Source organism: Streptococcus anginosus subsp. whileyi MAS624 (assembly GCF_000478925.1).
Lineage (GTDB): Bacteria > Bacillota > Bacilli > Lactobacillales > Streptococcaceae > Streptococcus > Streptococcus whileyi.
In genome coordinates this window covers 165,880-190,893 of sequence record NZ_AP013072.1, presented here as the reverse complement: position 1 = coordinate 190,893, position 25,014 = coordinate 165,880, and the positions used below count along the sequence as shown (strand labels likewise).

The following is a 25,014-nucleotide window of genomic DNA, read 5'->3' as shown; positions in this document are numbered from 1 at the left end:
TCCTATCCTCTTCTATGTTTTCCTTTATATCCCAATCCTAGACCTACTAGCAGGCTAAGTCCTAGTAAACCAAGTATAGATCTTTTTGAGCCTGTGTTTGGTAGTTGCTTGCTTCTTTCAACCCTTGAATAAGTTACAGGAACTACCTTAGAATTAGTAGGAACTACCTTAGAGTTAGTAGGCACTTCTTTAACCGCTGCATCAACAACATCTACAACATTACCTTTAGCATCAAGAACTTCTTTAGGTTGACCGCCGTTTTTACGGATTTCATTAGCCTTATTTTTCAAATCTTGCAAACGCTTAGCATCAGCTTCAGCCTTATCTTGTTCAGCTTTAAGTTTAGCTAATTCATTGTACTTAGCAACCTTTTCTTTAGCTGTTGCCTGCAACTTAGAAAGTGCTTCTTTAGCAGTTTCAAGCTCTGCACGAGCTGCTGCTGCCTTAGTTTGAGCTTCTGCAAGTTTAGAATTGAGTTCTTTAAGTACAGCTGGTTTGTTAGTTAAAGCTGTTTCAAGGTCTTTAGCCTTTTTATTAGCTTCATCAGCAAGAACTTTTACTTTGTCACGATTAGCTGTCGCAGACTCAACAGCCTGTTTAGCTACCCCATTAGCTTTGGTAAGTACTTCTAGTTCTTCCTTAGCTTGTGTAAGAGCTTGTTGAGCTTTAGTATTTTCTGCTTTAGCTTTTACAAGTTCAGCCTGAGCCTTAGAAAGAGCATTGGCTTTATCAATCGCACTAGCCTTAGCTACTGCAAGTGTTTCCTTAGCAGATTGCAATGATGCCTTATCCGCATCTAACTGTGCTTGTGCATCTACTACCGCTTTTTCAAGAGCAGGAATATCTACTGTACCCGATTGCAAGTCAGAGAGTTGTTTTTGAGCATCTGCCAAAGCCTTCATAGCAGTATCGTACTTAGTTTGAGCCTCAGCCAACCTAGCTTTAGCATCTTGGTCTGCTTTTACTGCTGTGTCGTAAGCTAATTGAGCTTTAGCTACTGCTTTTTCATCTACAATGGTTTTTGTTTCATAAACAGGAACAACCTCTGTTTTTCCACCTGTTAAAGTCTGATAAGGATTGTCGATAGCCTCTCCATTAGTGTTTAGCATCAAAGCATAAGTTGCTGGTGCAGAGTACCCCAGACCATTAAATGTTGTATAGAAGTCTACACCTACCCCAGCTGAGTTGTAGTTACCACTAAGACCAAGCAAAGCAAGAGCATCTGAAAAATTATCACGTGAAGTACCTGCTGTTGATACATTAGAACCTGTGCCAGTGGAACCGTAGAGCATGTTTCCTACAAAAGCAAGCAAATTAGCCTTTAAATCAGCCATAGTCTGATAAGCACCATTATGCCCTTGGTACTGTACTTGATTAGCTACTACACCATTTAAAAGTTTTCCTGAACCTTGAACAGCATCTAAGTGTTCTTGAGTTTGATTTGATTCTGTTACTTTTTTAATAGACTCTGGTCCCCAGAAACCATTAGCCTTGAGTTCTGCTTCAGACATATTGTTATATGCAGGGAATGTTTTATTAAACAAATTTTTTAGTGCTTGTTTAGTAGCTGCTACACTCTCTTTAGTTACTTTAAGTGGTTCTGTACCAACCTTAGAACGCAAGTCATTAACCACAGCAGTATAGAACAGAGCTAAATCAGTTAACTGCTCATCTGTCAAATCATGAACTGATACCTTAGTCGTGGAATCTGTATTAGAGAATTGCGGATTGTAGTTACTTTTCCAACTTTTAAATACTAAACGATTAGGTGCTGCAATATCAGCTAAAGAACTTCCTGGAACATTCTCTACACCATCAGCAATAGCTTTACGAACATCAGCATAAGAGCCTCTACCCTCTGCCAAAGCCTTAATAGCTTTTAAGTAAGCATCAGAAGTTACTACCCCATTTGATTCAAACAATTCAGATTTAGCTACTCCGTCCTTAAGGGTTGCCTTACCACCAGTTGTTACAGTTTTAGTTCCTGTTTGTACTTTTTGTGTAGTACCTGCTTTAGCTACATCAAGAGCTTTTTTAGCGTCTTCTACTTTCTTAGTAGAATCAGCTTCAGCGGATTTAGCAGTATCTAAAGTTTGCTTAGCAGAAGCTTCAGTTTTAGTTGCATCATTAACTGCTTTATTAGCATCTTCAATAGCTTTAGCTTTATTAGCTTCATCAGACTTAGCAGTATCCAAAGACTGCTTAGCTGTTTCTAGGGCTTTTTGGTCGTCAGCTACCTTCTTAGTAAGGTCATCAACATCTTTTTGCAACTTAGTAGTATCAGTTGTTGATTTAGAAAGGTCAGCTACCTTCTTCTGAGCATCAGCCACAGCACTTGCAGTTTTATTAGCATTAGCCTCAGCCTGATTAACTACTGTTGTTTGGTCTGCTACCTTTTTAGCAGTATCAGCTTGACTCTGTTCAGCAGACTTAACGGAGTCCTCAGCCTTAGCAAGCTCATCTGATTTAGTTTGAGCTGCCTGTTTAGCTTCATCAACCTTAGCAGGTGTAACTGTTTCTACTTCTTTAATCTGATTTGCTGTATTCGTAACAACTTGGTCAGCACCCTTAACAGCCGTATCAGCCTGAGTAACTACCCCTTGTTGAGCTTCCACAGCCTTATTTGCAGTATCCGCTTGAGACTTAGCTTCTGTTACTTGCTGTTCTGTTACTTTAGCAACAGGGGCATCATTCTTAGCATCAGGATTCTCTACAGTTTTAACAATACTCTCCTTAGCACCTGTACCTACCTCATCCGCACTTACCGTTGTAGATACCCCATATACAGACGACAAAGCCAATACAGATACCACAGCACCAGTACGGAGCTTCTTAATAGTACCATGACCATGAGTTTTAGAATTTGACATAATGTTCTCCTTTGTTAAATAAATAAGTCTCAAAAGACTGTTTTATAAATATTATATCACATTTACAGTCTTTAGTATTATATTATTTTTAAAAATTCAGTCTTTAATGGGTGGTATTTTAATTAAAAGAAACTTGTATGATAGTTAAGAGGTGCTATCATGACTAAAAATATGAATTTAAGAGAGTTTGTTGCTAAACAAATCAGACATTTAAGACTGAAGAATGGAATGACTCAAGAATATCTAGCAGAAAAAGCTGATTTAGGTTTCAATTACATTTACCGTTTAGAAAATAAACAGTTAAACGTTAAAATAGAAACCATTGAAAAAATCATGCAAGCACTTGAAGTTGACGTGAATACCTTTTTCAATATTGAAAATCAGAATAAAGGCAAGGAATTTGTGCAACTCATTGAAGATATTGAAAATCTCCCAAAAGAAAAAAGAGAGCCTACTATTAAAGCCCTCAGAATATTGTTGAAACAGATAAAATAAGCCAAGTCGAAAAACGACTTGGTTTTTTACATGCTTATTTTATATCTATATAATTATCAAATCCATTTCGTGATTGAACCGATTTAATAAACTTTTCCATATTCTCCCAATCCTCATATTCATCAACTATCTTAAACAAATCCAATCGTTCAGCTACTTGACAAAATACCTCTAGATTTTCTTCTGATTCAAAAATCTTTTCGATTAAAGGGAGGTAGTCCATTGCTTTTTCTATTACATTAAATTTAGTAAATATTTGATATTGATCATCTCTTTTAGAAATATAGTCATAAAAAAAGCTATTCCAGATGACCCAAGCATAATCCAAAGTTTTTGTCCTTTTGCTTGGATTTTTTAGGCTTTTTAAACTAGACTGACTGGATTTTTCCAGTGATTGGATAAATGTCGCATTGACTATTTTTTTTAAATCTAACTTATCTAACCTATCAGAAAGTATCCTATTTACCTCTTTGACAGTATTGTCATCTCCGTTCTCAATTTCTTTCGAGATTATTTCGGCAAATTTTTCTAATTTTGTTTGCCTATCACCATTTGATTCAGAATCAAACGAGGGGAAAATTTCTAAATAGTTATTATGAGACACAACCTTTCCAGACAACAAATTTTCAGCCGTTTTTTCATGTACGTGCAAGTTCTCTACTAGATAAGCGACTTTGGCTTCATAATCTCCGCTAATACCTTGTTCTTTCTTAAAATCTTGAAAATCTTGCATTTTGTGCATCAAATTGAGAGTCACTGTAACTAACATACGTTCTTCTATTTTAATTTTGTTTTTCATAGAAACATCTCCTAAAGTTAAAGTATCTTATTTTATCACATAAAATATAGAGATTTCAAGAAGGGAGAAAGCTTTTAGGGTAAAACGTTTTCAAAAAATAATGATGCTTGATTAAACTCTATCATGCTAAATTATAGTTTTTTTAATCTCTAAATAATAGTCTTTATAATCCAGTATTTACAAGGGGTTATGAGTTCATCAAAAATTCCACAGTTTCCTAATTTTTAAACAAAAAAGATTATATCAAAAATATAGCATTTCTTAGGTAAACATATTTTTTTAGTTTTTATACAATAATAATGTGAGATAGCTATCACACACTAATACATACCTTCAATAAATTTGAAAAGCCGTGAATTTTTTGATGTATTTAATAAAACGGTTAGAAAAGAGGTAGCCTGTGGAAGCTACACAAACAACAATACAAGGTCGTCTTATCGGCGCATCGGAAGTAAAAGATTTTACTTCTGGTCTCAGCACTGGTCAAACCCAATTAACTATCGGTGTACGAACTCCAGACGGTCGGTTCAATCAAACAAATATCAAGGCTGATATGGTTAATGTATCTGACTTTGCAACTTTGTTTGATGAAAAAGTCGAAATTGTTCTAGAGAATGTTTCTATCACTGCATATACCAATGGGAATCGTGCTGCACTCTCAGTAAAAGCTAAGTCTGCTTTTATTGAACTTGTTTAATGGATAGTGGGGAGTATTTCCCCTTATCCATAGAAAGGAATTGTTATATGTCGTTTATATCATGGCTAATTATCTTATTTACTGGATTTCTTTATTTAGCTCTTAGGATTAGTGAAACTATCGAAAAGCAGAGACAGGCTCAGATGCTTCAGTTAAACCTCCCAGCAATCACAGCAGATATTGAGCAGGTAATTGAAGAAAGCGCCACTGTTTCAGGTCAAAAACTTCTTTTTGATAGTCGCTACATTCGATTTTTGCAAAGTAGCAATGACAATCGTTCTTACCTTGTTAGTTTTCCTATTATGCTATCTAAGAAGCCTGTTGATGAAGAAGAAGAAAGCTATATCCAACAAGTCTTTTTAACACAGTTTAGCAAATACCTAGCTGAATCTACAACCTATGAAAGCTGGTCCGACAAAGGACACAGACTGCAATTTGACACTCAATTTGGAAAAATTTTACGGTATAACAATCAATATTACCTTAATCTCCAAATGTCTTTTTCCTACATTTAGAAAGGCACTATACATGAAATGTTTTCTTGATGCAAGCCTATATGACTACGGGGCTCCATTCTTTTGGGATATACCCGTGGAGCGTGTGCCCCATGCTCTATTGGTAGGTTCCAGTGGTTCTGGAAAAACTTATGCGACAAAAATTTTCTTAGCTCGTTTTGCTCATAGTTACCCAAAATCCCCATTCCTTATTGCGGACTATAAGGCTGATTCTGACTTTGCCTTTTTAAATGACTGCAAAACTTTTAAGCGTTTTGATTCTGTATCAGACATATTAAAAATTGGCTTGAACATTTTAGAAAATCGTCAAAAAGGAATTGATAAATCACGAGAATTTGTTGTTATCTGTTTTGATGAGTTTAATGCGTGGCAAAATAGCCTTGACAAAAAGGAGCGTGAGCAGGCAATTAAAGACTATACTCGCTTAATTCAGCTAGGACGTTCCTTTAGAATCTATGTAATTATTTCGCAGCAAGATGCTCATAAAAGTTCACTTGGTCTATCAAGGGATTCGATAGGTACAGTGATTGCACTAGGCAAACTCTCGAAGGAAACTGTCTCAATGCTCTTCTCAGATGAAAAAGAAAATATTGTGAGAAACAACCCTCGAGGTGTAGGATACATGAAGGTAGATGGGCAAGATAGTCGTCACATCATTGTACCAAGTTATAACATGCTTCCTTTAGAAAACCTGATTCGAGAAGCTGTTAATCGTTCAGACCGCTATTTCTATTCTGATGAGACAGTTGCCGAGGGGTAGCCTTGCGGCGGAAACGCTGGCTTACTGTCTCGCCAGCTTTAGCTGGCTGTTATACGGGGGACATGTAAAGACCCCCGTTCCATTTGACCTTGTTTTTTAAAGCTTTGCAAATTCCACTTTAGGGAAACTATACTCTATTGCCTTAAAGAGTTGTTATATCAACGTTATTCTACAACATTTTATTTAGGGTGACTACCTCCTAAAACTGTGGAATAATAAAAGCATAGGAATTTTGCTACATTACAATAAATAGTTAACCAAAACAATATTTACCGCCCAGTTAACTTTCACTCTTTAGGCGGATAGAAAGAAGATAAAATGATTTGTAGAAATGAAATTGAAAAATATCTTCAAAAAGATAACGACCGTAACCCAGTCATTATGACCAGTGTCGATGAAGCTACATTTGTCATCAAACCGACAGAAGATACTGTGGGAGAATACCCAGATAATTGGTATCAATTTGCTTTATCGCTGTCTGAAACAGTAGCAGAAAAGCTATCCCTCCCAGTTCTCTTTGGAAATTATGTTCCACTGGAAACCCCGCCAGCAGGCTATACAAATGGCTTTACCTTTCAACATTTGCCCTATTATTTTGCCATTGCATGGCATGAGATGGATTTCACGATGGGCATTATCCTGAAATTTTCTGCATCGGCTTTGTCTCACTATAAAGCCTCCTATCAAGACTATTATAGTGAAGCAGTTGACATCCACAATATAGCACAATTGCTATATACTGACTATTATGATTTGCGCCTTTCTCGTATTGACCTTGCTGTTGATTACTTTAATTATTCAATGTCTGTCAATGACCTGTATCAAGGGCTGAAAAACAAGCGATATATCATTACTAATCATAAGGGACGTAAAAATATTTCTAACATCAGCGCTCAAGAAGTAAATGGTCAAGCGCAAACGATGTATATCGGTAGCAAAAAAAGAATGTAAATGCTCTGCTGCGTATCTATAACAAGTATCAGGAACAATTAGACAATCAAGGTCGCTATATGCACTTAACTAAGTATTGCAATTCTTGGGTACGTATGGAAGCTTCTTACAAAGGAACTTATAGCAATCAAATACTAACCTTACTTCTTGATATTGATAACCCTCAAGATTTGAGTAAACTCATTGTCAACAAAATGATTGATAAATATTGTTTCCATGATGCAGAGACTGGTCAACCGTTGCAATTCACTAGTGATTTACTTAAAGGGGCTGGCATCTTCCCAGATCTTGAATCTTTAAACTCTCGTAACAATGACCTTTTATCAACCATTTCATATTTAATGAAGGGTAGTGGACTCTTTCCTCTTCTAACGAAAATTGAAAAAGTCTGGGGCACTCAAGCCCGCAATCACTTCATCATCAGGCTCATTCAAGAGTATGAGACCAACTACACCCCCAACCCAGACGTAGGGTTATGGTTAAATAAATTTAGTAGGGAACTTGAGAAATTTAATTTTGAAGATTTTCTTGAAGATGCCTTTCAAATTTTTTACCAAAAAAACAACATCACTCCTAAAGATTCCGCCAAGAAGCCTAAAAGTGATGTTGCGGATTAGCGAGAGATAAGCAGTAGCTTACCCCTACTGCTATTATCTCATATTTCAATTATATTTACCAAAGAAAGTGAGAATAGTATGTCTAGCAATAATTTTGATTTAAAGCAAATTGAACTCATGCTTCTTACTGTTATTGACCTACTAAAACATTTAAATAGTGAAAAGAATAGAACTGGTATTATTTATACTCAAAAAGAGTTATTAGATTTACTGAGTATATCTCCAAATACATTGAAGTCATGGGAAAATAGAGGTCTTAAACGTTTAGAACCACCTATTGAGGGTACTAGAACCGTTTACTATCATATTGATACTGTTTTAGAGTTTTTAAGCCACAACTAGAAGTGAAATGTGCTAAAATAGGAGTATCAAAAAAGAAAGTGAGATACTATCTATTTTAGCTTTTTTCAATTCTTCGATTGATTGAAGAGAGCAGCAATGAATATAGAAAAAATTATCCATAAAGGAAAAACCGTCCTCAAGAAAGTAAAGGACAATGGCGAGATTAGTTATTCAGCAAAGAGCATCTATCTAGGCTTAGATATAAAGACTGGAAAACCTGTAAAAACAACCGTAACAGCTAAAACCCTACGCTCCTTAGACCGTAAAATTATTCAAGCTAAAATTGATTTTGAAGAAAGTGGTTCAACAAGGAAAGAAACTTTTAGCATTGCTACCTTGTCAGATTTAGCTGAACTGTGGTTCTCCAACTACGAGACTTGGGTCAGCTCAGATAACACTCTAAACCGAGTGAGGAACTATCTAGATACCTATATCCTCCCCCAATTTGGGCAATATCAGCCTGATAAAGTTACTTCGTCTGATATTCAAAACTGGGTTAATGAGCTTGCAACAAAATCAAAAGAATCTGTAGATTCTGGAATAAAAAGAGCTGAAAAAGGCTGTGCTAAAGATTTTGGAGCTATTGCCCATAAATTAAGTGATATTTTTGATTTTGGAATAACACACTTTGAATTAAAGCATAATCCTGCTCAATCTATCAAAATTCCCCCAAAACCTAAAAGCAATCAAAAACGCATTATGGTTCTTCATGATGAAGATTTAACTATCTGGCTAAATTTCGTTGATACTTTACCTAATACTAGGGCTAATCGGCGATTTAAAGTTATCTGCGACAGTCTACTTGCTTCAGGAATGAGAATCAATGAGCTATTAGCTTTGACTATCTATGACCTTGATTTTGAAAGTTCTGAAATATTAGTCACTAAAACTCTTGTTTGGAAAAATGCGAAACCTAAGTTAGGATTAAAAGGAAAGGTTGTTTGTAAAAATACTCCTAAATCTGATTCGGGCAATAGAAAAATAGCTGTTCCGTACCAAATTATTGAGCAACTTCAAAACTTCCATGATGAAATGAATCTTTATTTCAAGAAGAACGGTCTTTCAAAAAGTAAGTTGATTTTCCCAACTATTTACGGAAACTATATGTGCGATAGGAATGAACGTGCGACACTCAAAAGACGATTACAGGAAGTTGGTCTACCTGACTATGGTTTTCACTTATTCCGTCATACACACGCTTCTATGATGTTAAATGCTGGTATGAATTGGAAAGAGTTACAGGTTCGTATGGGACATAAGTCTATCAAGACTACTATGGACATATATGCCGAGCTTGCCCCTAAAAATCAAACACAAGCGGTAGATATTTATTTAAATAAAATTGCGGAGCTAACCTCATGAAATTCATGGCAACCTTTTTGGCAACCTCTGACAGTTTTATCCAAATCAATAGCTTATAAACCTTGATTTAATAAGGTTTGTCACAACTAAAATAGATTTTAAGTATTCCTTACAGAAGTTAAATAATTGAGATCAGAAAAGCCTATGGAATCAACGTTTCAGAGGCTTTTTTATTTAAAAAAATAGCATTTTAACTAATTTTCAGCTGATTAGATATTAGTCAGATAAGTTTTCATTTTTCCAAAAATAAAGCTTCGTTTCCCTTATAAATTAATGTTCTATTGATTAATTATTTGAAACACAATTATCCATATATTCCAAGCTATGACTGTAAAAAGGTAGGCGTTATAGTTCAGTCGCTTACTGTAGTAAGTAAACAATATCTGCATTATTCCAACAACATAACCGCCTAATTTGACATATAAATTTAGACTTAAGCAAGATAAAGAAATCGTTAGTATTCCCAAAGCTAAATCTGATAAATGTAATCGCGAATAAATTTGTAATGTAGCTGTGGATAGTTCTGATTTTTTAAGAGGGATAATGCCATTAACGGGATAAACAATATTTCCAATAATTAACACAATACCAACCCAAGCTATAATACAATAAATTAAACTAACAATAATAATCGAAATAATAAAATAATTTTCTTCTCTACTACTGTGCAAAATGAAAAAAATGATGTAGCTACTAAATAGAAATGTAGATGTCGCTAATAGTTCATCACAAAATTTGAATATTCTTGCATAGGATTTTACCCACTATATAGGGGCTATTAAAAATAGATTTGATTGTGAAATATGTGCTAGAAGTAATCGAGAGACACTTAACATCAAAGTTGACATAATTGTAAAGATGATATATTTCATGTTAATCATTTCCTATACTTTTTGATAAGCTTATTATATCAAAGATTTGTCCTTCTTTAATACATTCTAACAATTCTTCCTTATATCCTAAAATAACACAAATCTATATTTTTCAGGAATCACAAGAATTTATAAAAGATTTTCAACAATCATAAAAAAGAAAACATACAAATAAAGAGTTTAAAACATCTGTCTTAAACTCTTTACCCCTCACTGTTGCTCACCAATACAGCATTCTTCGTGCTCATCTAAACTTTCGTCTGTCTGAATGGTGACTTTTGTAATTCCATACATTTTGAGATGTTGGCGAATGAGCTGCTGAGTTTCTGCTTGTTGTTCGGGATGTTTCATGCAAATATGAATCATCGCAAATTTTTCTAGTCCATCGGTTGTCCAAACATTTAGCTGAGTGACTGTTTGGATATTCTCGATTGTTTGAATTTCTGCATAAAGGTCATTCAGATTTACATCGCTCGGTACGTGATCAAGAAAGATTTGAACATTTTCCCAAAACTTTGGTAGTGCTTTACTCAAGATAAAGGTTGAAATGATGAGTGAAAGCAATGGGTCAAGGAAATACCAGTTTGTAAAACGAAGAATAAAGGATACAAAGATCACAGCCAACCAGCCTAAAATATCTTCTAAGAAATGCAGACTCAGAATGGATTCATTGTGTGTATGTCCATGGCTAACCACTCTGCTGGCTGCAAGGTTGATTACAATTGCAAAAATTCCCAAGGTAAGCATACCGTCGTAATTTACCCGTTCAGGCGCAAACAGCTTGGGAACATTTTCAACCAGAATGAGAATAGAACCCACTATCAAAATGGTAGAAGTCAACATAGCTCCCAGCAAACTATACCGTTTATAGCCTAATGTATAGTTTCTATCATCTCGTCTATTGGAAATCTTTTCAAAAAACGCCGACAAGCCAATCGCTAAGGCATCTCCTGTATCATGTACCGCATCTGCCAGTACAGCACTAGAGTTAAATAGAGCTCCAAAGATAAATTCAATAATCGCAAACGAAGAATTTAACAGAAATGCAATCCAGACATTTTTACTTGATTTCATTATTGTCTCCTTCTAATCGCACATTGAGATTTGATTTTATTTATTGTATAATGTATTCAAAACAAAACACTTTGTTCAATTATATTATCTACTATTTTAACAGAGGAAACAAGAAACAAATCTAATGCTTCGTTTGATAGTGTACATTTAAGGAGATTTGTTCGGAAACGATGGATAGACGAGTTAAAAAATCACGCGCAGCCATTTATCAGGCTTTTCTCACTCTTTTGAATCAAAAAAGTTATGAATCCCTCACAGTTCAAGAAATCATTGACCTTGCAGATGTCGGTCGGTCGACTTTCTATGCTCATTTTGAGACAAAAGAAGCACTACTTGAAGAAATGTGCCAAGATTTGTTCCAGCATACGTTTGTTGAGCGCTACCAAGCAAGCGAACTTTTTGACGCAACAGCTCATATTTTTTACCATTTCAGGAAAAACCAAGATAAAATAGCCACTTTATTATTATCAAAAAATATCTATTTTACCAATCGTTTAAAATTAGAACTAGAGCATTATCTTTTTCCTCTCATTCGTGAAAAGCTATTGGCACAAAAGTCTGAGCTACCAGAACCATTTTTAAAAAATTATGTCACGACAACTTTTATTGAAACAGTTACTTGGTGGTTGGGACAACGAAATAAAATCGGCGAGGCCACTATTACAGCCTACTATCTTGAGCTAATGCACTAATATAGGACTATAATTTTGGCTATCTCTATGGTATAATTTTTTAAGAACCTTTCTAGGAGAATTTATGAAAAAACAACATTCTATCTTTTTATTACCAGGAATTATCATGGTGGGTGTCGCTTTGCGGACGCCTTTTACAACGCTTCCAACTGTCTTGACGGACATTGCTAGTGGACTTCATGTTTCAGTAAGCTCACTTGGACTTTTGACCAGTTTGCCCTTGATTATGTTTGCTCTCTGTTCTTCATTTTCGGCGCGTTTAGCGAGCAAAATTGGGCTCGAACGGCTTTTCACTCTCGTCCTTTCTCTGCTTACCATTGGATCCTTCATTCGGATTTTTAATCTACCACTTCTTTACGTGGGGACGATTCTCATTGGAGTTTCCATTGCAGTACTTAATGTTTTACTTCCAAGTGTCATCCAAGCCAATCAACCCCATCGGATTGGGCTCTTGACAACCATGTATGTAACCTCTATGGGGTTATCAACCACTATTGCTTCTTCTATTGCAGTGCCGATAACAAAAGCAACTTCATGGCAAGGTCTTGTCCTTTTTTTGACAATGGTTTGTCTTTTAGCATTTTTGATTTGGCTGCCAAATACATCTTATAACCATTTCTTAGTGAACAAAAATAAAGAGCAACAAGGTAACTCTATCTGGAAAAATAAAAAAGTTTGGGCTATTATTATTTTTGGTGGCTTGCAATCATTGCTTTTTTATACTTGCCTAACCTGGCTACCAACTATGGCAACACAAGCCGGCATTTCAAATGCTTCTGCTGGAGTTTTAGCCTCTGTCTTTAACTTGATTAGTCTACCTTTTTCAATGACCATTCCTAGCTTGACAACACGGCTGTCTCCTCGTCATCGTATGATAATGTTAGCAATTATCTCTGCTGCGGGTGTCCTTGGTATTAGCATGCTCTTAATTCAAACGAATGATTTCTTTTATTGGCTCATTGCCAATATCCTCATTGGGTCAGCTGTGAGTGCTCTTTTCCCATATCTTATGGTTACTTTTTCAACAAAAACGAGTAGCCCTGAACAAACTGCTCAGCTATCTGGCTTAGCACAAACAGGTGGTTATTTACTAGCTGCTTTTGGACCAGCTCTATTTGGTTATAGTGCCGATTTCTTCCATTCTTGGCTACCTGCTATATGTGTCTTGCTCATTCTTACAATCATTATGATTATTGCCCTCTTTTATGTAGAGAAATCTGATAAAATTTTATAAAAATCAAAAACAGAATGGAGAGTGAACCTTTTTCAGTTGTTGGACTCTTTTCTCCACTCTGTTTTTTTAATTATCTATTTTCCATGTCTTAGCATCTGGCAATAAACCTACCTTCGAAATTTTAGAAACATGCTGATTGCCCATAACATAAAAGCCTAGAGGCGCAGCTCGCCATTCATCTGTACAGGTCACGCCAATTCGAGAGCGCGAGCCAATTTGAAACGGGACAGCATTTTCTACCAATTGCAACCTTGAAGTGGTCAAATCTTGACCATCAAATTCCTTGCTAATCCCTGCAAATTTGGTTAATTTTCCTGGGCCGTTGGCAAGCAATGTACCGTCTGGTAATTCCAAGGCTCGAATCAAGACAGCTTCTGCGACATTCTCAGCTCTTGTGACTAGATTCAACATTTGATGCCCGTAGATTTGATAGACATACCAGTGTCCAGCAGATAAGTACATAGACTCGTTTTTTGGTGTTCGTCTGCCATGCGCACTATGACAAGCACTATCTTTAGCTCCCAAATAGGCTTCTGTCTCAACAATTCGTCCCAACACTTGTCCGTCTAAGCACAATTGCATACCTAACAAGGACTTAGCCGTTGCGACTGTATCTGTCTGCATGATATGTTTAAATTCTTTTGATAACATAATTTCATTATAACATGAATTCCATACAAAAAAGCAATCTAGAAAGACTGCTTTTTTGTTTAGGAGATTATGATGAAAAAAGTTTTTTAGGATTAGTTATAATATACCTTGTTTTGCTTAAATTTGTCTTAATAGAAAACAGCTAAACCGCTTTCAAAAATTCTTTTTTGTGTTAAAATAATAACAAAGAAGAAAAATGAACATTCTGATTATCACCCCACAATGATATCATGCTTATAAGGAAGAAATTTTATGAACAAACGACCTATCCGCCTTGTCATAAGCGATATTGACGGTACCATTTTAAATGACCAACACCAAGTTGATTATCAGCTAAAAACACAGCTTCCTCTTTTGCAGGAAAAAGGAATCCCTTTTGTGTTGGCATCTGCGCGTTCACCACTTGGCATGGAGCCAATCGCACAGCAACTTGGTCTCATTGACACTCCATTGGCTTGCTACAATGGCGCTCTTGTCATCAAAGGAAATCCTCAGAATTATGATATTTTAATGGAACACGCTTTGGATAAAAAAGAAGTTCGTTGTCTGCTAAAGCTCGTCCAAGAGAAGTTTCCAGCTGTAGCTATTAATCTCTATTCAGGAAAGGATTGGTTTGCTGAACAGATTGACAAATGGGTTCAGGAAGAAGCAGATATTACCGGTGAAAATCCTATCCTTCAATCTCTAGTTTCTGTTGTAGAAGGGCGGACTTCTATTCACAAACTTCTTCTGATAGGTGAAGCGATCACCATCCAAAATCTTCACGACTCTCTGCAAAACACAAATTTTCCTAAAACAGCCTTTTATCTTTCCAAAGAGAATTATCTAGAAGTTACAGCTAAACAGGTTTCTAAGGAAAATGCTCTTCAAGAGATTGCTCATTTTTACCAAATTCCTCTCCAGCAAGTCATGGCAATTGGTGATAATTTCAACGACCTCCCCATGCTGAAATTAGCCGGATTAGGAGTGGCTATGGGAAATGCTCCTAAAGCAGTCAAAGAGCAAGCTGCAGCCGTTACCCACACCAATAATAATCATGGTGTCGCTCAAGCAATAAAGCAATATGTTTTAGATTAACAGCTATCTTTCCAAAATACAATAGAAAAGCTGACAGATTCATAAAATTCTCTAGTTCCCCATATAAAAAAACACGGACAAGCAAACTAGCAACTAACTAGTTAATTTGTGTTCGTGTTTTATTTTTCTTATTTAAAATTCTCAATTGCTCCGTCATAATCTGCCCATTCTTTGCTGAAGAATCGATCATTCATCTGGTAAGTCGGAGCAGGCTTGGGATTGGAAATAAAAGGATTGACAGCCTTATCAAACGCCAACCAGCCAAGCCAGCCCATGTGAATGGTATCTTGCATAAAGTAGGGCTTCCCACCATCGTTTGAAAAGTCCGCGATATTGGTAAAACCTTGACTTTCCAACTGATAACGAATTTTCTTCACCGCTTGTTGATACTTTTCTTGACTCAAACCAGTATAGGCCATCCACTTCGCATTGACAGGAGGAATAACAAAAATTGGATTCGTTTTTGACTTGGCAAATTGCTTCAAAACAAGTTGTAAATCGTTATACTCGGGAGACTTGGTATAAGAAAACTTTGCTTGCTTTCCTTTAAACTTTTTAATACGTTTCCGCAAGCGATGCTTATAAAATTTATTATCAATTCCTAAATCATTATTAGTCGTGTTTCTTTGAGCATCTTTTGTCGCAAATTCTTCCAAATCCTGATAAGAAAATTTATCTGGCAAACGCTTAATTTGAGGTTGTACCAATTTTTCATAATTCTCATTACGTTCGGCAAAAAGAGAATTGAAAAGGGCATCCTCACGTTTATTTAAACGGCTGATAAGACGGACGTACTGTTTGTCAAAGTTTGACAGTTTCTGATGATTAGCTATTTTTTTTACATTGTCTTTCATAGCCACCGTAGGATACAGTTGCAGGAGGCGCTTCGCCGCATATTGAGCATCAATGTCTCCTTCTTGCTGGCGCAAGAAACTAGTCAATTGGTCACTATTGAAATATTGTTGAAATGCTGCTGGACTGTAGCCTTTTTTAGTAAACCATTGAGGAGAGACAACATAGACAGCTGGCTTATTTTTTAACTGCGGAAGCATTTGCTGCATGCCAAAATATTGCGTAAGAGATGCGGCTCCTCGTTGTCCTAAAAAATACGGACGATAATTACGCTTATATTTTTCTGACAAAACCGCAGGATGCATGCTGTCAAAGCGCAACCATTCACTTGAACCAAAGTAAGGAACAAAGCGGTGCTTCTTATCTGTCAAAGCACGTACTTTTTGCGTTCTTCCCTTGAAACTTCCCGCCGTCAAAGTAACAGCCGAGCGCTTTTCAGCTTGGTAATCATGTTGTTGCTTGGTTGGGTAGAAAAATAGTAAAGCCACCACCATCAAAAGGGCGCAGAAAACTGGGCCTAAAATGAGCCACAATCGTTTAAGCATTACGAAGCTCCGTTACGCCTTCAATAATTTTATTAGCAGTATTCCAATCATCACGACCAAATTCTGAGACGGGAACATGAATGTCAAAACGGTTTTCTAATTCAACAATCAATTCAACCGTTCCCATACTGTCCAGAACTCCTGCATCAAACAAATCTTCGTCCATCATGTCTGATACATCTTCCATAAATAAATCATCAATAATTTCTAATACTTCTGCTTTTACGTCCATTAGAGAACTCCTTTTTTATTTTTTAAACCATAAGTCATTCAAAAATCCTGAGAAGATTAAGAATGAAAACATTACAACATTAAAAGTGATAAACATCCCCACTGCTTGTGTCCATTTGTTATCTGGTAATGGTGGCAAATTCTTCTTTTTCCGCTCTTTATTGATGGTCTTCTTCTTTCGCACCCAAGCATCATTGATAACGAGTCCTAGACCATGAAAAAGTCCATAAGCAATGTAATACCAAGTAACCCCGTGCCAAAAGCCCATGACTAGCATGTTGATGATATAAGCTACACTTGAAGTTGTGTTCCGATTTTTAAAGATTTTATTTCGGATAAGTACTGTGACCAGCCGCATAAATACAAAATCACGAAACCAGAATGATAGGCTCATATGCCAACGATTCCAAAACTCTTTCAAATCATGAGAGATAAATGGTTTGTTAAAGTTAATCGGACTTTTAATGCCCATTAGATTGGAAATAGCGAGGGCAAACATGGAATAACCCGCAAAGTCAAAAAATAAATCCAATCCAAATACATACATCACTCCTAGAGTTGGCAGGTTGAAGATACCACCCATTTGCACTGCATATTGCTTGAGAGGAGGCAAAATCATTGAGCCTAAAATATGTGCCAGAATAAACTTGTATAAGAAACCAAGCATTATGTATTGAACGGATTGCTCCAACATATCTAGCAGTTCATCACGCTCAGGGATATTTTCATAATCTTGATTGAACCGTTTAAAACGATCAATCGGCCCACTTGAAAAAGTTGGCATAAAGAGCATGAAATATAGAAATTCCCATAAGCTAAAGTCTTTTAGAACACCATCCCGCAGCTCAATAATCATTCCTACTGAACGGAAAGTTAAGTAGGAAATTCCTAAAAAGCCCAAGAGTGATTGATGACCATAAATAGCTGGCGTTACCTTTACAAAGAAAAGCGGTAGGATAGACAAAGCAATGTGCAAATAGAAAATCCATTTGCTATCTCCCGTTTTTCGATAAATTTTATAAGACCAAACCCAAATCATCTGCCAAATAACGTAAAACAGTAGCGCATAAATTTGCGTTAACTTTGGTCCAGTCAGCATAAAAATGATAAAAGCAAAGCTGACCAGAGCTTCGTAAATGGGAAATCTTTTTTTGAAGAATAAACCAACAAAGATTGGCAAAACGGCTAAAATGATATAAACAAAATACTGCGGATCCCCGTACGGTTCCAAGTGAGGAAGCTGTCTTATGAAATCCATCATCGGTTATTGACCTCGCTAATCAAACCTTTAATATCAATCTTACCATTTGGTGTTAATGGCAAGGAATCCCGATAAAGGAATTTTGAAGGCATCATATAAGACATCATAATATCTTGCAAATCTTCCTTGATAGCTTTAGTGATGTCAATCTCACGTTCAAATTGTTCCTTAATCCCGTCCTTCAAGATGACATAGGCTAGAAGGTTTTGTACTTTATGGTCTTTATTGTAACGCGGTACAGCCACAGCTGAATCAATGTATTTAGACTTATTCAGGTTTTGGGAAACATCTTCTAGTTCAATACGAAAACCGTTGAACTTGATTTGGAAATCCATACGACCGCCATAAAGCAGCAAACCTTCATCTGTCATAGTACCAACATCACCTGTATGATAAGCTGGTAACCCTTCAAACTCAAAAAATGCTTCGGCTGTTTTCTCTGGATTGTTCATATAGCCTTTTGATACAGCTGGTCCAGATACAATGATTTCTCCTTGCTCACCATTCGGCAATTTGTTTCCGTCTTCATCAATCACAAAAGTTGGAGAATCCGCTTTGGTATAGCCAATCGGCAAGCGTTTCATATTTGTCAGCATATCATCCGTTATAGCAACAGCAGATAGAGCCACAGTTGCTTCTGTCGGACCGTAAGCATTGATAATACGTGCATTTGGAAAACGGTTGCGCAATTTTTGAGCTGTTTTAACCGTCAATTCTTCTCCGTCAAAGTAGAAATGTGTAATGCCTGGCATTTTTTCAGCATTAAAATCTTCAGACAGCATCGCCATATCTGCAAAAGACGGTGTGGATGTCCAAATAGCGATTGGCAAGTTCAAAATAGTCTCAAACAGCTGCTTGAAATCTTGCGTAATGGCAGACGGAACCGCAAAAAGTGTCCCTCCAAGTGCCAAAGTTGGCGCCCAATACATAACCGATAAGTCAAAAGAATAAGGCGGCTGCGCCAACATTTGCGGACGAGCTGGAGTCGCAAATTCCTTATCTGTAATCATCCAGTTGGTAAAACTGAGCAAATTACCGTGCGATATTTGCACACCCTTTGGCTTTCCAGTCGTTCCCGAAGTGAAAATGATATAGTAATTATCATCACCTTTAACAGGGTGTGTAATTTCGTAAGGATGTTTGGCTGCAAAAGCAGTTTGAACTGCTGCCAAGTCAAGAATTGGTATGTTCACATCTTTCAGCGGAAAGTCATTGATTGCAATGATGAGACTAGGCTGTGCCACTTCCACAATCGCTGTCACGCGCTCCAGAGCTGAATGACTATCAATCGGAATATAAGCATGCCCTGACTTCGTCAAAGCTACAAAGGTTGCCAGCATATCGTATTCTTGCCCACCAAACACTACCACTGGTGACTTTTCAGGAAGCGCAAGGCTGTCAATCTTTGCAGCGAGCGAATCCGAGTCCACTTTCAAATCATGATAAGTATGAACTTCTCCGAGAACATTGTAAACTGGAAAATCTGGTTGAGACTGAGCAAAGCGCTCAATCGTTTCAATCATGTCGTTAATTACTGAATTGGTCACAGTCTGCTCCTAAAATTCATTATAGATAAAACCACCTTGGCCTTGACCAAGATAATTAAAGAAATAAAGCAACGCTAGAAATATCACAAAATAAAGCAGCGTCTGTCCAAGAAATTTAAAAATTATTTTATGTTTTTTCATCATATTCATCACTTTTGTCTTACTTCTAGATAAGACTTAGTATATTTTACCATTTTCTAACGCTATTTTTCAATACAAAACATTCTTTAATTGAGGAATTAAGCTAGAATTAAGGTTTATTTACAACAAACCTAGGGAAATCACAGATGTGCTGTCTCAAAAAACTAGAAAAGAAAATAGTTTTAGACTTACATTTTAAAAATATATAAAAATTTTATATATTTTCTTGACTTTGAAAGTGAAAAGCACTATACTATGTATAGAAAAATTATATATAAAAATATTATACATAGGAGGTGACTCATGTATTTTCCAACATCTTCTACCCTAATTGAATTTCTCATTCTAGCGATTTTGGAAAGTGAAGATTCCTATGGCTATGAGATTAGCCAAACGATTAAATTGATTGCCAATATCAAGGAATCAACCTTATATCCTATTTTAAAAAAGTTAGAAAAGAATCGTTACTTAACAACTTACTCGCAAGAATATCAAGGTCGAAAACGGAAGTATTACTCCCTTACTCCAGAGGGACGAAAGCAATTAAGTACCCTTAAGGAGGAGTGGAAAGTGTATACAGCGACAGTCAACGGTATTATAGAAGGGAGCGTTCGTCATGACAAGAACTGATTATTTAGCCGCATTAGAGAAATACTTAAAAACATTACCTGAGGCAGACTATAAAGAAGCAATGGATTATTTTACGGAATACTTTGAAGAAGCCGGACCTGAAAATGAAGCACAAGTCATTGAGGAGTTGGGAGATCCCAAAGACGCAGCAGAAGAGATTATTCGCTCACTTTCATCAAATCAAGCAGAAGAAACGTCAACTCGTCCTCAACACCAGTCATCTGCACACAATCACCAATCATATACCGACAATGCTTATATCTTTGAAGACTATGCAACAATCTCTGAATTGCATATTGATGTCACCACGCAAGATATTCTGATTGAGCCTTCACCTGATGATTTTTTCCACATCAAATACTATAATGGAAAAGGCAACAATCAAATCATTTCTACTGTTCAAAACGAGAAGTGGTACATTACAGAAAAAGGCAACACGCATTATAGTGGTTTGGACTGGATTATTAATGTCATGAAAAACGGTTTGGATAATCATCCCATTTGCATTCAAATCCCGAATGGCAAGATTCTTCAATCATTCTCACTTCAAGCAACTTCTGGTGATGTAGCTGTATCTCATCTTCAAACACAAAAAGGAACGATTGAGCTTTCAAGTGGCGATCTGACTATGCGGCATTGCCATTTGCAACAAACCGATGTTACCCTTATCAGTGGCGATATCCATCTGGCACATGCCAAATTGACGGATTGTAAGCTGTCTCTTGTGTCAGGGGATCTCGACACGCATTCTTTAGAAATTGCTGGTAAGACTTTCATTCAAACAACTAGCGGAGATATTTCGCTTCATTTGTTGCACCATGATTTTAGCTATGATATTGAAACGGTACATGGAGATATTTCTATTTCTGATCAGCTCCAGCCGAGCCACCAAATCGTTGGCAACACAATCCACCACCAAGCAACGACTTCTACAGATTTTCTTACTATCCAAGCTGTCAGTGGAGACATCAATCTTTATTAGAGGTTTCGCATGAAACAGATTCATTGGTTATTCTTTGATATTGGCTCAACTTTGGTAAACGAAGAAAAAGCCTACTAAGATCGGATTAAACAGGCTCTTGCTGATACTAATATTTCTTATGCAGCATTTTATCAAACTATGAACCACTATTTTAAGGAAAATAAAAAAGGCGATGCGGAGGCTCTGAACGATTATGGTCTGAAGCGTCCGTCTTGGAGGTCTGATTTAGAGGTGCTGTATCCTGACTGCAAGCAAGTGCTGAAAACTCTCCACCAACACTACAAGATTGAGATTATTGCCAACCAGTTACCGAACTTGCAAGCAAGATTGAGAAACTTTGGTATTGATTCTTACATAGATCTCATTATTTCTTCTGCCGATGTTGGCCTGGCAAAACCTAATCTAGCCATTTTTAAGCTGGCTCTCCAACAAGCGAACTGTTTGGCTGAACACGCTGTGATGATTGGCGACCGTTTGGACAATGATATTCTTCCGGCTAAACAACTTGGAATGCAAACCATTTGGATCCGACAGGGATTTAGCCACTTGAACCACATAACGAATCCAGCAGAAACTCCAGATTGGACTGTTGATAATTTGACAGAGATTCTAGAGATTTTAGGCTGAGCATGCAAAAAACTAGAGTTGTTTCGCTCTAGTTTTTTTAACGTTATCAACTTTATTATATCATAAATTTTCCTTCAAAAATAGACTTGTTTTTTTTAAAGTTTTATGATATATTGAAAGTGAAAAAGGGGAATTCTTTAAGCAGTTCGTTAGAAAGGAGGATTTATAATTAGAGCTGTAGTTTTATCAATTTTGATTTTATAAAAGGAGGCATTCCATGAGACGTTTAGGTTTAATGTTTATTAGCTTTTTAAGTTTCTTAGTTCTAGTCTTTGGCATTGGAACGACTGTAAAAGCCGATGAAACTGCTGTTAAAGATTTTGATGTTGTAACAGTTACTAAAGATGAAATCTTAGCTAATTATGTTAGTAATACAGGCGTTAGTTTTGCAGAAGCTGAACGTGCTTTATTCCCAAACCAGAGCACTTCTCAAGCTAGAAATGCTCAGCTAAATGAAGAAACTTCATATGTAATGTTGCGTGGTGCTACATATCAAGATGATACGTTAATTTCTTATATTCCAAGTAATGCAGGACATGTATATTTCTATTGTGAAGTTAGTAAAAGCGGTTGGTTTAGAGGAATAAAACGAATTGTTTATGCAGGCTATCATTCTGGAAGTTTAATATTCCAAGGAAATTTCCAATATGCTTTACCCGATGCTAATAGAATACACTTTACTTTAAACGGTCATTTATATAGAAATACAACAACTACTGTTTCAGTCGGAGGTGGAATTGGCATTGGTCAAACCGGTAGCTTTAATGTCGGAGTTGCCAACACATCAAATTACTACAGTCCATTATATTATCATGGAGATCGAAGCTATTAAACATGAAAAAAAGAATCATCACTATTCAAGTTATTTGGTCAATTTGTTCCCCTTTTATTGCTTTACTTTTTGTTAAAAGCATGCCAACATTGGTTAATTTAATGTATCTAATATTTTTTGTAGCTTTGCTTGTGTCGCAATGGTTAGCAATTTTAACATTGTCTGTTTATCTTGCACACCTTGACGACTAAGTAAGGGTCAAACGAAAGAGGTTGGGTTCTCCCAGCCTCTTTTGTCTATCATCACCGTCCACCAGAATTGCTACCTTTGCCATTACACACTTTTTTCTTGATTTCCAAAAAAACTTGACTATCCGCCTGAGGGCTAGCATCATAGGTGCGCACGCGCAATTTTTCCTTGAAATAAGGCTTCTCCAAAGACTCCCGAATCATCTGATAGGTTGACGTATCATAGTAGAGGTTGCCAATCGTTGAATAGGCATGCTCATCTTCTGCCATATACGCTTCAAACTCCTGTAGCAAATCTGCCAACGTTTCCTTTGAGATGACGTACTTAGTTTCTATCCGTTGAAATTTATCTTTAAATGTTTTTTTAGCCATGCGATTGCTCTCCTTCGTATCATTTATCCACGTAGTTTACGGGCAAATCCTTAAAAGAAAGCTAAAGAAAACAAAACACCCCCATTTTCTGGAGGTGTTTAATAGATGTCTGTAGAATGAAATAGAAAACTGAAGCTACCGCAATCTTATTCTTCACTCTTCTCTTCTTTTTCTTTTTTGATAAGAAAACTGAAAATAATCAGAATATCTGCTACCAGAAAAATCCAGTACAACACATCGTGGCTGCTTCTCGGACCAGAGTAGAAGGAGTACGAAAAATAAATCATCAGATACAAGGAAATGTCATTATAAAATTCCCAGTTAAAGTGATAGCTGCCTACTGGATAGGATCGCTTATGCGAACACTCTGGCACAAAAATCTGCAAGAGCAAAAATGTTCCCAACACAGCAAAATAAATCACATTGAACACGTTCAATTTCGGATAAGGTTCAACAACCAAGGAAAAGAATATCATCATGCTCAACAGATAAAACCGCCACCGAAACCAAAATTCGTTATTAAAATGAAATCTTATCATCCCATCACACTTTCTAATTTTCTGCTCGTTCCTCTTCTTCGTCTTTATCCTACCACTCTGACAGACAAACTTCAAGTAAGATGAAGGAGAAATGTTAGTTGATTTCTGCTACTTTTCCTGCTTCTGCTTTAGGCTCTTTGCCCTTGCGACGGGCAAGGACATCCGCATAGTGCTTGCGGCTGTTATTGAGCACGGAAAGGAAGGTCGCATAAAAGCCATCGTCTTTGACTTGGTGCAAAATCACCACATAGTCCGCCAACTGTTGGTAAGGCGTCGCCACTTCTTTGCGCAATCGCTTGACATCATAGCTCACTTTTTGCAACTTCTCTTGTGAGCGTGAAGCAAAGAGTTGCTCAAAGGCAGTGTGGCTTTCCGTCAGATTGTCAACAAATTTCCCAATCGCTAACGTATCCAACTGATCTTTGTAAGGGGCTGTTTTTAGCTTGTCCAGCAAGCTGACAACGAGGGCAGTTTCTTCCTCGTAATGCTTGCTATGTGCACCCTTGTACTGCTCAAACAGGCGTTTCAAACTTTCATAAGCAGCTTTTTCTTCCTCACGCTTGGCTGCCCGATAAGGCTTAATTGCATCGCGAAGAGCTTGCAAATCAGTGTCACGTAATTCATCAGCCGCACTAATCGAAGCTGACTTTTCACTCGCCCGAATCTGACCGAGAGAGGCTTGATAAGCCGGCAAGGCTGCCTTTATTTTTTTCATCAAAACGGTCAACACTTCTTCATTTTTGAAGTCTAACCCTTCTTTCTCCACATCATCTAAAAATCGAGTGATAAACTGCGTGAATTCCGCATGGCGGAGACTGCTCACCTGAACATTAACTAACTTTCCTTTTGGCATAAAATCCTTTCCTTATTAAAAAATATTTTTTCTTATCTGACCCTCAGATAAGATGAATGACTTTTCTTTATCCTGTCCGAGGCTCGGACGAAGCAAACTTGTTTCAAGGCAAACCGTCTGACCCTCGGACGAAGCAAACCTGTTTCAAGGCAAGCCGTCTGACCCTCGGACGAAGCAAACCTGTTTCAAGGCAAGCCGTCTGACCCTCGGACGAAGCAAACCTGTTTCAAGGCAAGCCGTCCGACCCTCGGACAAAGCAAACCTGTTTTAAGGCAAGTCGTCCGACCCTCGGACGAATGAAAAATCATCTCATTTAGTATAACATGAATGGGAAATTATAGGAAATTTTCTGAAAAAGTTCTTTTTCTAACTCTTTCAATCAACATACTTCTTTAGACTTAAGTAA

25 protein-coding genes and 2 pseudogenes are annotated in these 25,014 nt (G+C 36.9%); 15 read left to right on the top strand and 12 right to left on the bottom strand.

From position 1 onward, the window contains the following. Nucleotides 1–2: 2 nt before the first annotated feature. Entirely contained in the window at nucleotides 3–2,870 is a 2,868-nt protein-coding gene (locus tag ANG_RS01015) for an SEC10/PgrA surface exclusion domain-containing protein (RefSeq protein WP_025271562.1), read from the bottom strand. 159 nt (nucleotides 2,871–3,029) lie between these two features. Here ANG_RS01015 and ANG_RS01010 point away from each other — a divergent pair, with 159 nt between their 5' ends. Further along, the gene (locus tag ANG_RS01010) at nucleotides 3,030–3,365 is read left to right on the top strand and encodes a helix-turn-helix domain-containing protein (RefSeq protein ID WP_000164875.1); all 336 of its coding nucleotides are present in this window, start codon (nucleotides 3,030–3,032) and stop codon (nucleotides 3,363–3,365) included. Between the two features lie 34 nt (nucleotides 3,366–3,399). Here the strand turns inward: ANG_RS01010 and ANG_RS01005 are convergent, their stop codons facing one another. Continuing rightward, nucleotides 3,400–4,164, bottom strand: a complete 765-nt coding sequence (locus ANG_RS01005; protein ID WP_025271561.1) for a hypothetical protein — start codon at nucleotides 4,162–4,164, stop codon at nucleotides 3,400–3,402. Between the two features lie 400 nt (nucleotides 4,165–4,564). On the opposite strand from ANG_RS01005, the gene ANG_RS01000 reads away from it, so the two are divergent. From ANG_RS01000 to ANG_RS00975, 7 genes are all read left to right on the top strand, one after another. Then, entirely contained in the window at nucleotides 4,565–4,861 is a 297-nt protein-coding gene (locus ANG_RS01000) for a hypothetical protein (protein WP_021002216.1), read from the top strand. Between the two features lie 47 nt (nucleotides 4,862–4,908). Then, entirely contained in the window at nucleotides 4,909–5,376 is a 468-nt protein-coding gene (locus ANG_RS00995) for a hypothetical protein (protein ID WP_024053244.1), read from the top strand. Nucleotides 5,377–5,389: 13 nt separating this feature from the next. Continuing rightward, entirely contained in the window at nucleotides 5,390–6,136 is a 747-nt protein-coding gene (locus tag ANG_RS00990; RefSeq protein ID WP_025271559.1) for a type IV secretory system conjugative DNA transfer family protein, read from the top strand. Nucleotides 6,137–6,454: 318 nt separating this feature from the next. Beyond that, entirely contained in the window at nucleotides 6,455–7,087 is a 633-nt protein-coding gene (locus ANG_RS11265; RefSeq protein ID WP_231847265.1) for a replication initiation factor domain-containing protein, read from the top strand. A 59-nt stretch (nucleotides 7,088–7,146) separates the two neighbouring features. Beyond that, nucleotides 7,147–7,704 carry a hypothetical protein gene (locus ANG_RS11260; protein WP_231847263.1) on the top strand — a complete coding sequence of 186 codons (558 nt, stop codon included), beginning with the start codon at nucleotides 7,147–7,149 and terminating at the stop codon, nucleotides 7,702–7,704. A gap of 78 nt (nucleotides 7,705–7,782) precedes the next feature. Continuing rightward, nucleotides 7,783–8,046 carry a MerR family transcriptional regulator gene (locus ANG_RS00980; RefSeq protein ID WP_000097742.1) on the top strand — a complete coding sequence of 88 codons (264 nt, stop codon included), beginning with the start codon at nucleotides 7,783–7,785 and terminating at the stop codon, nucleotides 8,044–8,046. A 96-nt stretch (nucleotides 8,047–8,142) separates the two neighbouring features. Further along, nucleotides 8,143–9,408, top strand: a complete 1,266-nt coding sequence (locus ANG_RS00975; protein WP_001019353.1) for a tyrosine-type recombinase/integrase — start codon at nucleotides 8,143–8,145, stop codon at nucleotides 9,406–9,408. Nucleotides 9,409–10,490: 1,082 nt separating this feature from the next. On the opposite strand, the gene ANG_RS00970 is transcribed toward ANG_RS00975, so the two are convergent. Next, nucleotides 10,491–11,354, bottom strand: coding sequence for a cation diffusion facilitator family transporter (locus ANG_RS00970; protein ID WP_003037133.1), 864 nt, complete (start codon nucleotides 11,352–11,354; stop codon nucleotides 10,491–10,493). 170 nt (nucleotides 11,355–11,524) lie between these two features. On the opposite strand from ANG_RS00970, the gene ANG_RS00965 reads away from it, so the two are divergent. Both ANG_RS00965 and ANG_RS00960 read left to right on the top strand, forming a co-directional pair. Then, nucleotides 11,525–12,046 carry a TetR/AcrR family transcriptional regulator gene (locus ANG_RS00965; RefSeq protein ID WP_003037145.1) on the top strand — a complete coding sequence of 174 codons (522 nt, stop codon included), beginning with the start codon at nucleotides 11,525–11,527 and terminating at the stop codon, nucleotides 12,044–12,046. A gap of 64 nt (nucleotides 12,047–12,110) precedes the next feature. Beyond that, nucleotides 12,111–13,280 (top strand): CynX/NimT family MFS transporter, encoded by a 1,170-nt coding sequence (locus tag ANG_RS00960; RefSeq protein ID WP_003037110.1) that lies wholly within the window; start codon nucleotides 12,111–12,113, stop codon nucleotides 13,278–13,280. Between the two features lie 66 nt (nucleotides 13,281–13,346). Here the strand turns inward: ANG_RS00960 and ANG_RS00955 are convergent, their stop codons facing one another. Beyond that, nucleotides 13,347–13,931, bottom strand: a complete 585-nt coding sequence (locus ANG_RS00955; RefSeq protein ID WP_003037131.1) for a DNA-3-methyladenine glycosylase — start codon at nucleotides 13,929–13,931, stop codon at nucleotides 13,347–13,349. Nucleotides 13,932–14,183: 252 nt separating this feature from the next. On the opposite strand from ANG_RS00955, the gene ANG_RS00950 reads away from it, so the two are divergent. Beyond that, entirely contained in the window at nucleotides 14,184–15,008 is an 825-nt protein-coding gene (locus ANG_RS00950; protein WP_003037103.1) for a Cof-type HAD-IIB family hydrolase, read from the top strand. Between the two features lie 128 nt (nucleotides 15,009–15,136). On the opposite strand, the gene dltD is transcribed toward ANG_RS00950, so the two are convergent. The 5 genes from dltD to ANG_RS00925 are packed head-to-tail and all read right to left on the bottom strand — an operon-like array spanning nucleotide 15,137 to nucleotide 19,585. After that, the gene (gene dltD / locus ANG_RS00945) at nucleotides 15,137–16,405 is read right to left on the bottom strand and encodes a D-alanyl-lipoteichoic acid biosynthesis protein DltD (protein WP_003037140.1); all 1,269 of its coding nucleotides are present in this window, start codon (nucleotides 16,403–16,405) and stop codon (nucleotides 15,137–15,139) included. After that, a complete protein-coding gene (dltC, locus tag ANG_RS00940; protein ID WP_003026725.1) occupies nucleotides 16,398–16,637 on the bottom strand; it encodes a D-alanine--poly(phosphoribitol) ligase subunit DltC in 240 nt (79 codons plus the stop codon). The genes dltD and dltC overlap by 8 nt, the downstream gene beginning before the upstream one ends. A gap of 15 nt (nucleotides 16,638–16,652) precedes the next feature. After that, the gene (dltB, locus tag ANG_RS00935; protein WP_003037153.1) at nucleotides 16,653–17,897 is read right to left on the bottom strand and encodes a D-alanyl-lipoteichoic acid biosynthesis protein DltB; all 1,245 of its coding nucleotides are present in this window, start codon (nucleotides 17,895–17,897) and stop codon (nucleotides 16,653–16,655) included. Next, nucleotides 17,894–19,420: a D-alanine--poly(phosphoribitol) ligase subunit DltA gene (gene dltA / locus ANG_RS00930; protein WP_414929855.1), complete on the bottom strand. Its 1,527-nt coding sequence runs from the start codon at nucleotides 19,418–19,420 to the stop codon at nucleotides 17,894–17,896. Before dltA ends, dltB begins: the two co-directional genes overlap by 4 nt. A 33-nt stretch (nucleotides 19,421–19,453) precedes the next feature. Continuing rightward, nucleotides 19,454–19,585 carry a teichoic acid D-Ala incorporation-associated protein DltX gene (locus ANG_RS00925; RefSeq protein ID WP_021002226.1) on the bottom strand — a complete coding sequence of 44 codons (132 nt, stop codon included), beginning with the start codon at nucleotides 19,583–19,585 and terminating at the stop codon, nucleotides 19,454–19,456. A 303-nt stretch (nucleotides 19,586–19,888) separates the two neighbouring features. Here ANG_RS00925 and ANG_RS00920 point away from each other — a divergent pair, with 303 nt between their 5' ends. The 4 genes and pseudogenes from ANG_RS00920 to ANG_RS00905 all read left to right on the top strand — a co-directional run bounded on the left by ANG_RS00920 (nucleotide 19,889) and on the right by ANG_RS00905 (nucleotide 22,656). Continuing rightward, the gene (locus tag ANG_RS00920) at nucleotides 19,889–20,215 is read left to right on the top strand and encodes a PadR family transcriptional regulator (protein ID WP_003037164.1); all 327 of its coding nucleotides are present in this window, start codon (nucleotides 19,889–19,891) and stop codon (nucleotides 20,213–20,215) included. Then, nucleotides 20,202–21,197: a DUF4097 family beta strand repeat-containing protein gene (locus tag ANG_RS00915; RefSeq protein WP_003037137.1), complete on the top strand. Its 996-nt coding sequence runs from the start codon at nucleotides 20,202–20,204 to the stop codon at nucleotides 21,195–21,197. The genes ANG_RS00920 and ANG_RS00915 overlap by 14 nt, the downstream gene beginning before the upstream one ends. A 9-nt stretch (nucleotides 21,198–21,206) precedes the next feature. Further along, nucleotides 21,207–21,824 (top strand): annotated as a pseudogene (locus ANG_RS00910) (HAD family hydrolase). A 217-nt stretch (nucleotides 21,825–22,041) separates the two neighbouring features. Then, nucleotides 22,042–22,656: a hypothetical protein gene (locus ANG_RS00905; protein ID WP_003037127.1), complete on the top strand. Its 615-nt coding sequence runs from the start codon at nucleotides 22,042–22,044 to the stop codon at nucleotides 22,654–22,656. Nucleotides 22,657–22,934: 278 nt separating this feature from the next. Here ANG_RS00905 and ANG_RS00895 read toward each other — a convergent pair. From ANG_RS00895 to ANG_RS00885, 3 genes and pseudogenes are all read right to left on the bottom strand, one after another. Beyond that, nucleotides 22,935–23,216 (bottom strand): annotated as a pseudogene (locus tag ANG_RS00895) (VTC domain-containing protein); the annotation flags it as partial. 146 nt (nucleotides 23,217–23,362) lie between these two features. Beyond that, a complete protein-coding gene (locus ANG_RS00890) occupies nucleotides 23,363–23,638 on the bottom strand; it encodes a hypothetical protein (protein ID WP_231847282.1) in 276 nt (91 codons plus the stop codon). A gap of 211 nt (nucleotides 23,639–23,849) precedes the next feature. After that, nucleotides 23,850–24,608 carry a DUF6261 family protein gene (locus tag ANG_RS00885; RefSeq protein ID WP_003037089.1) on the bottom strand — a complete coding sequence of 253 codons (759 nt, stop codon included), beginning with the start codon at nucleotides 24,606–24,608 and terminating at the stop codon, nucleotides 23,850–23,852. Nucleotides 24,609–25,014: the final 406 nt, after the last annotated feature.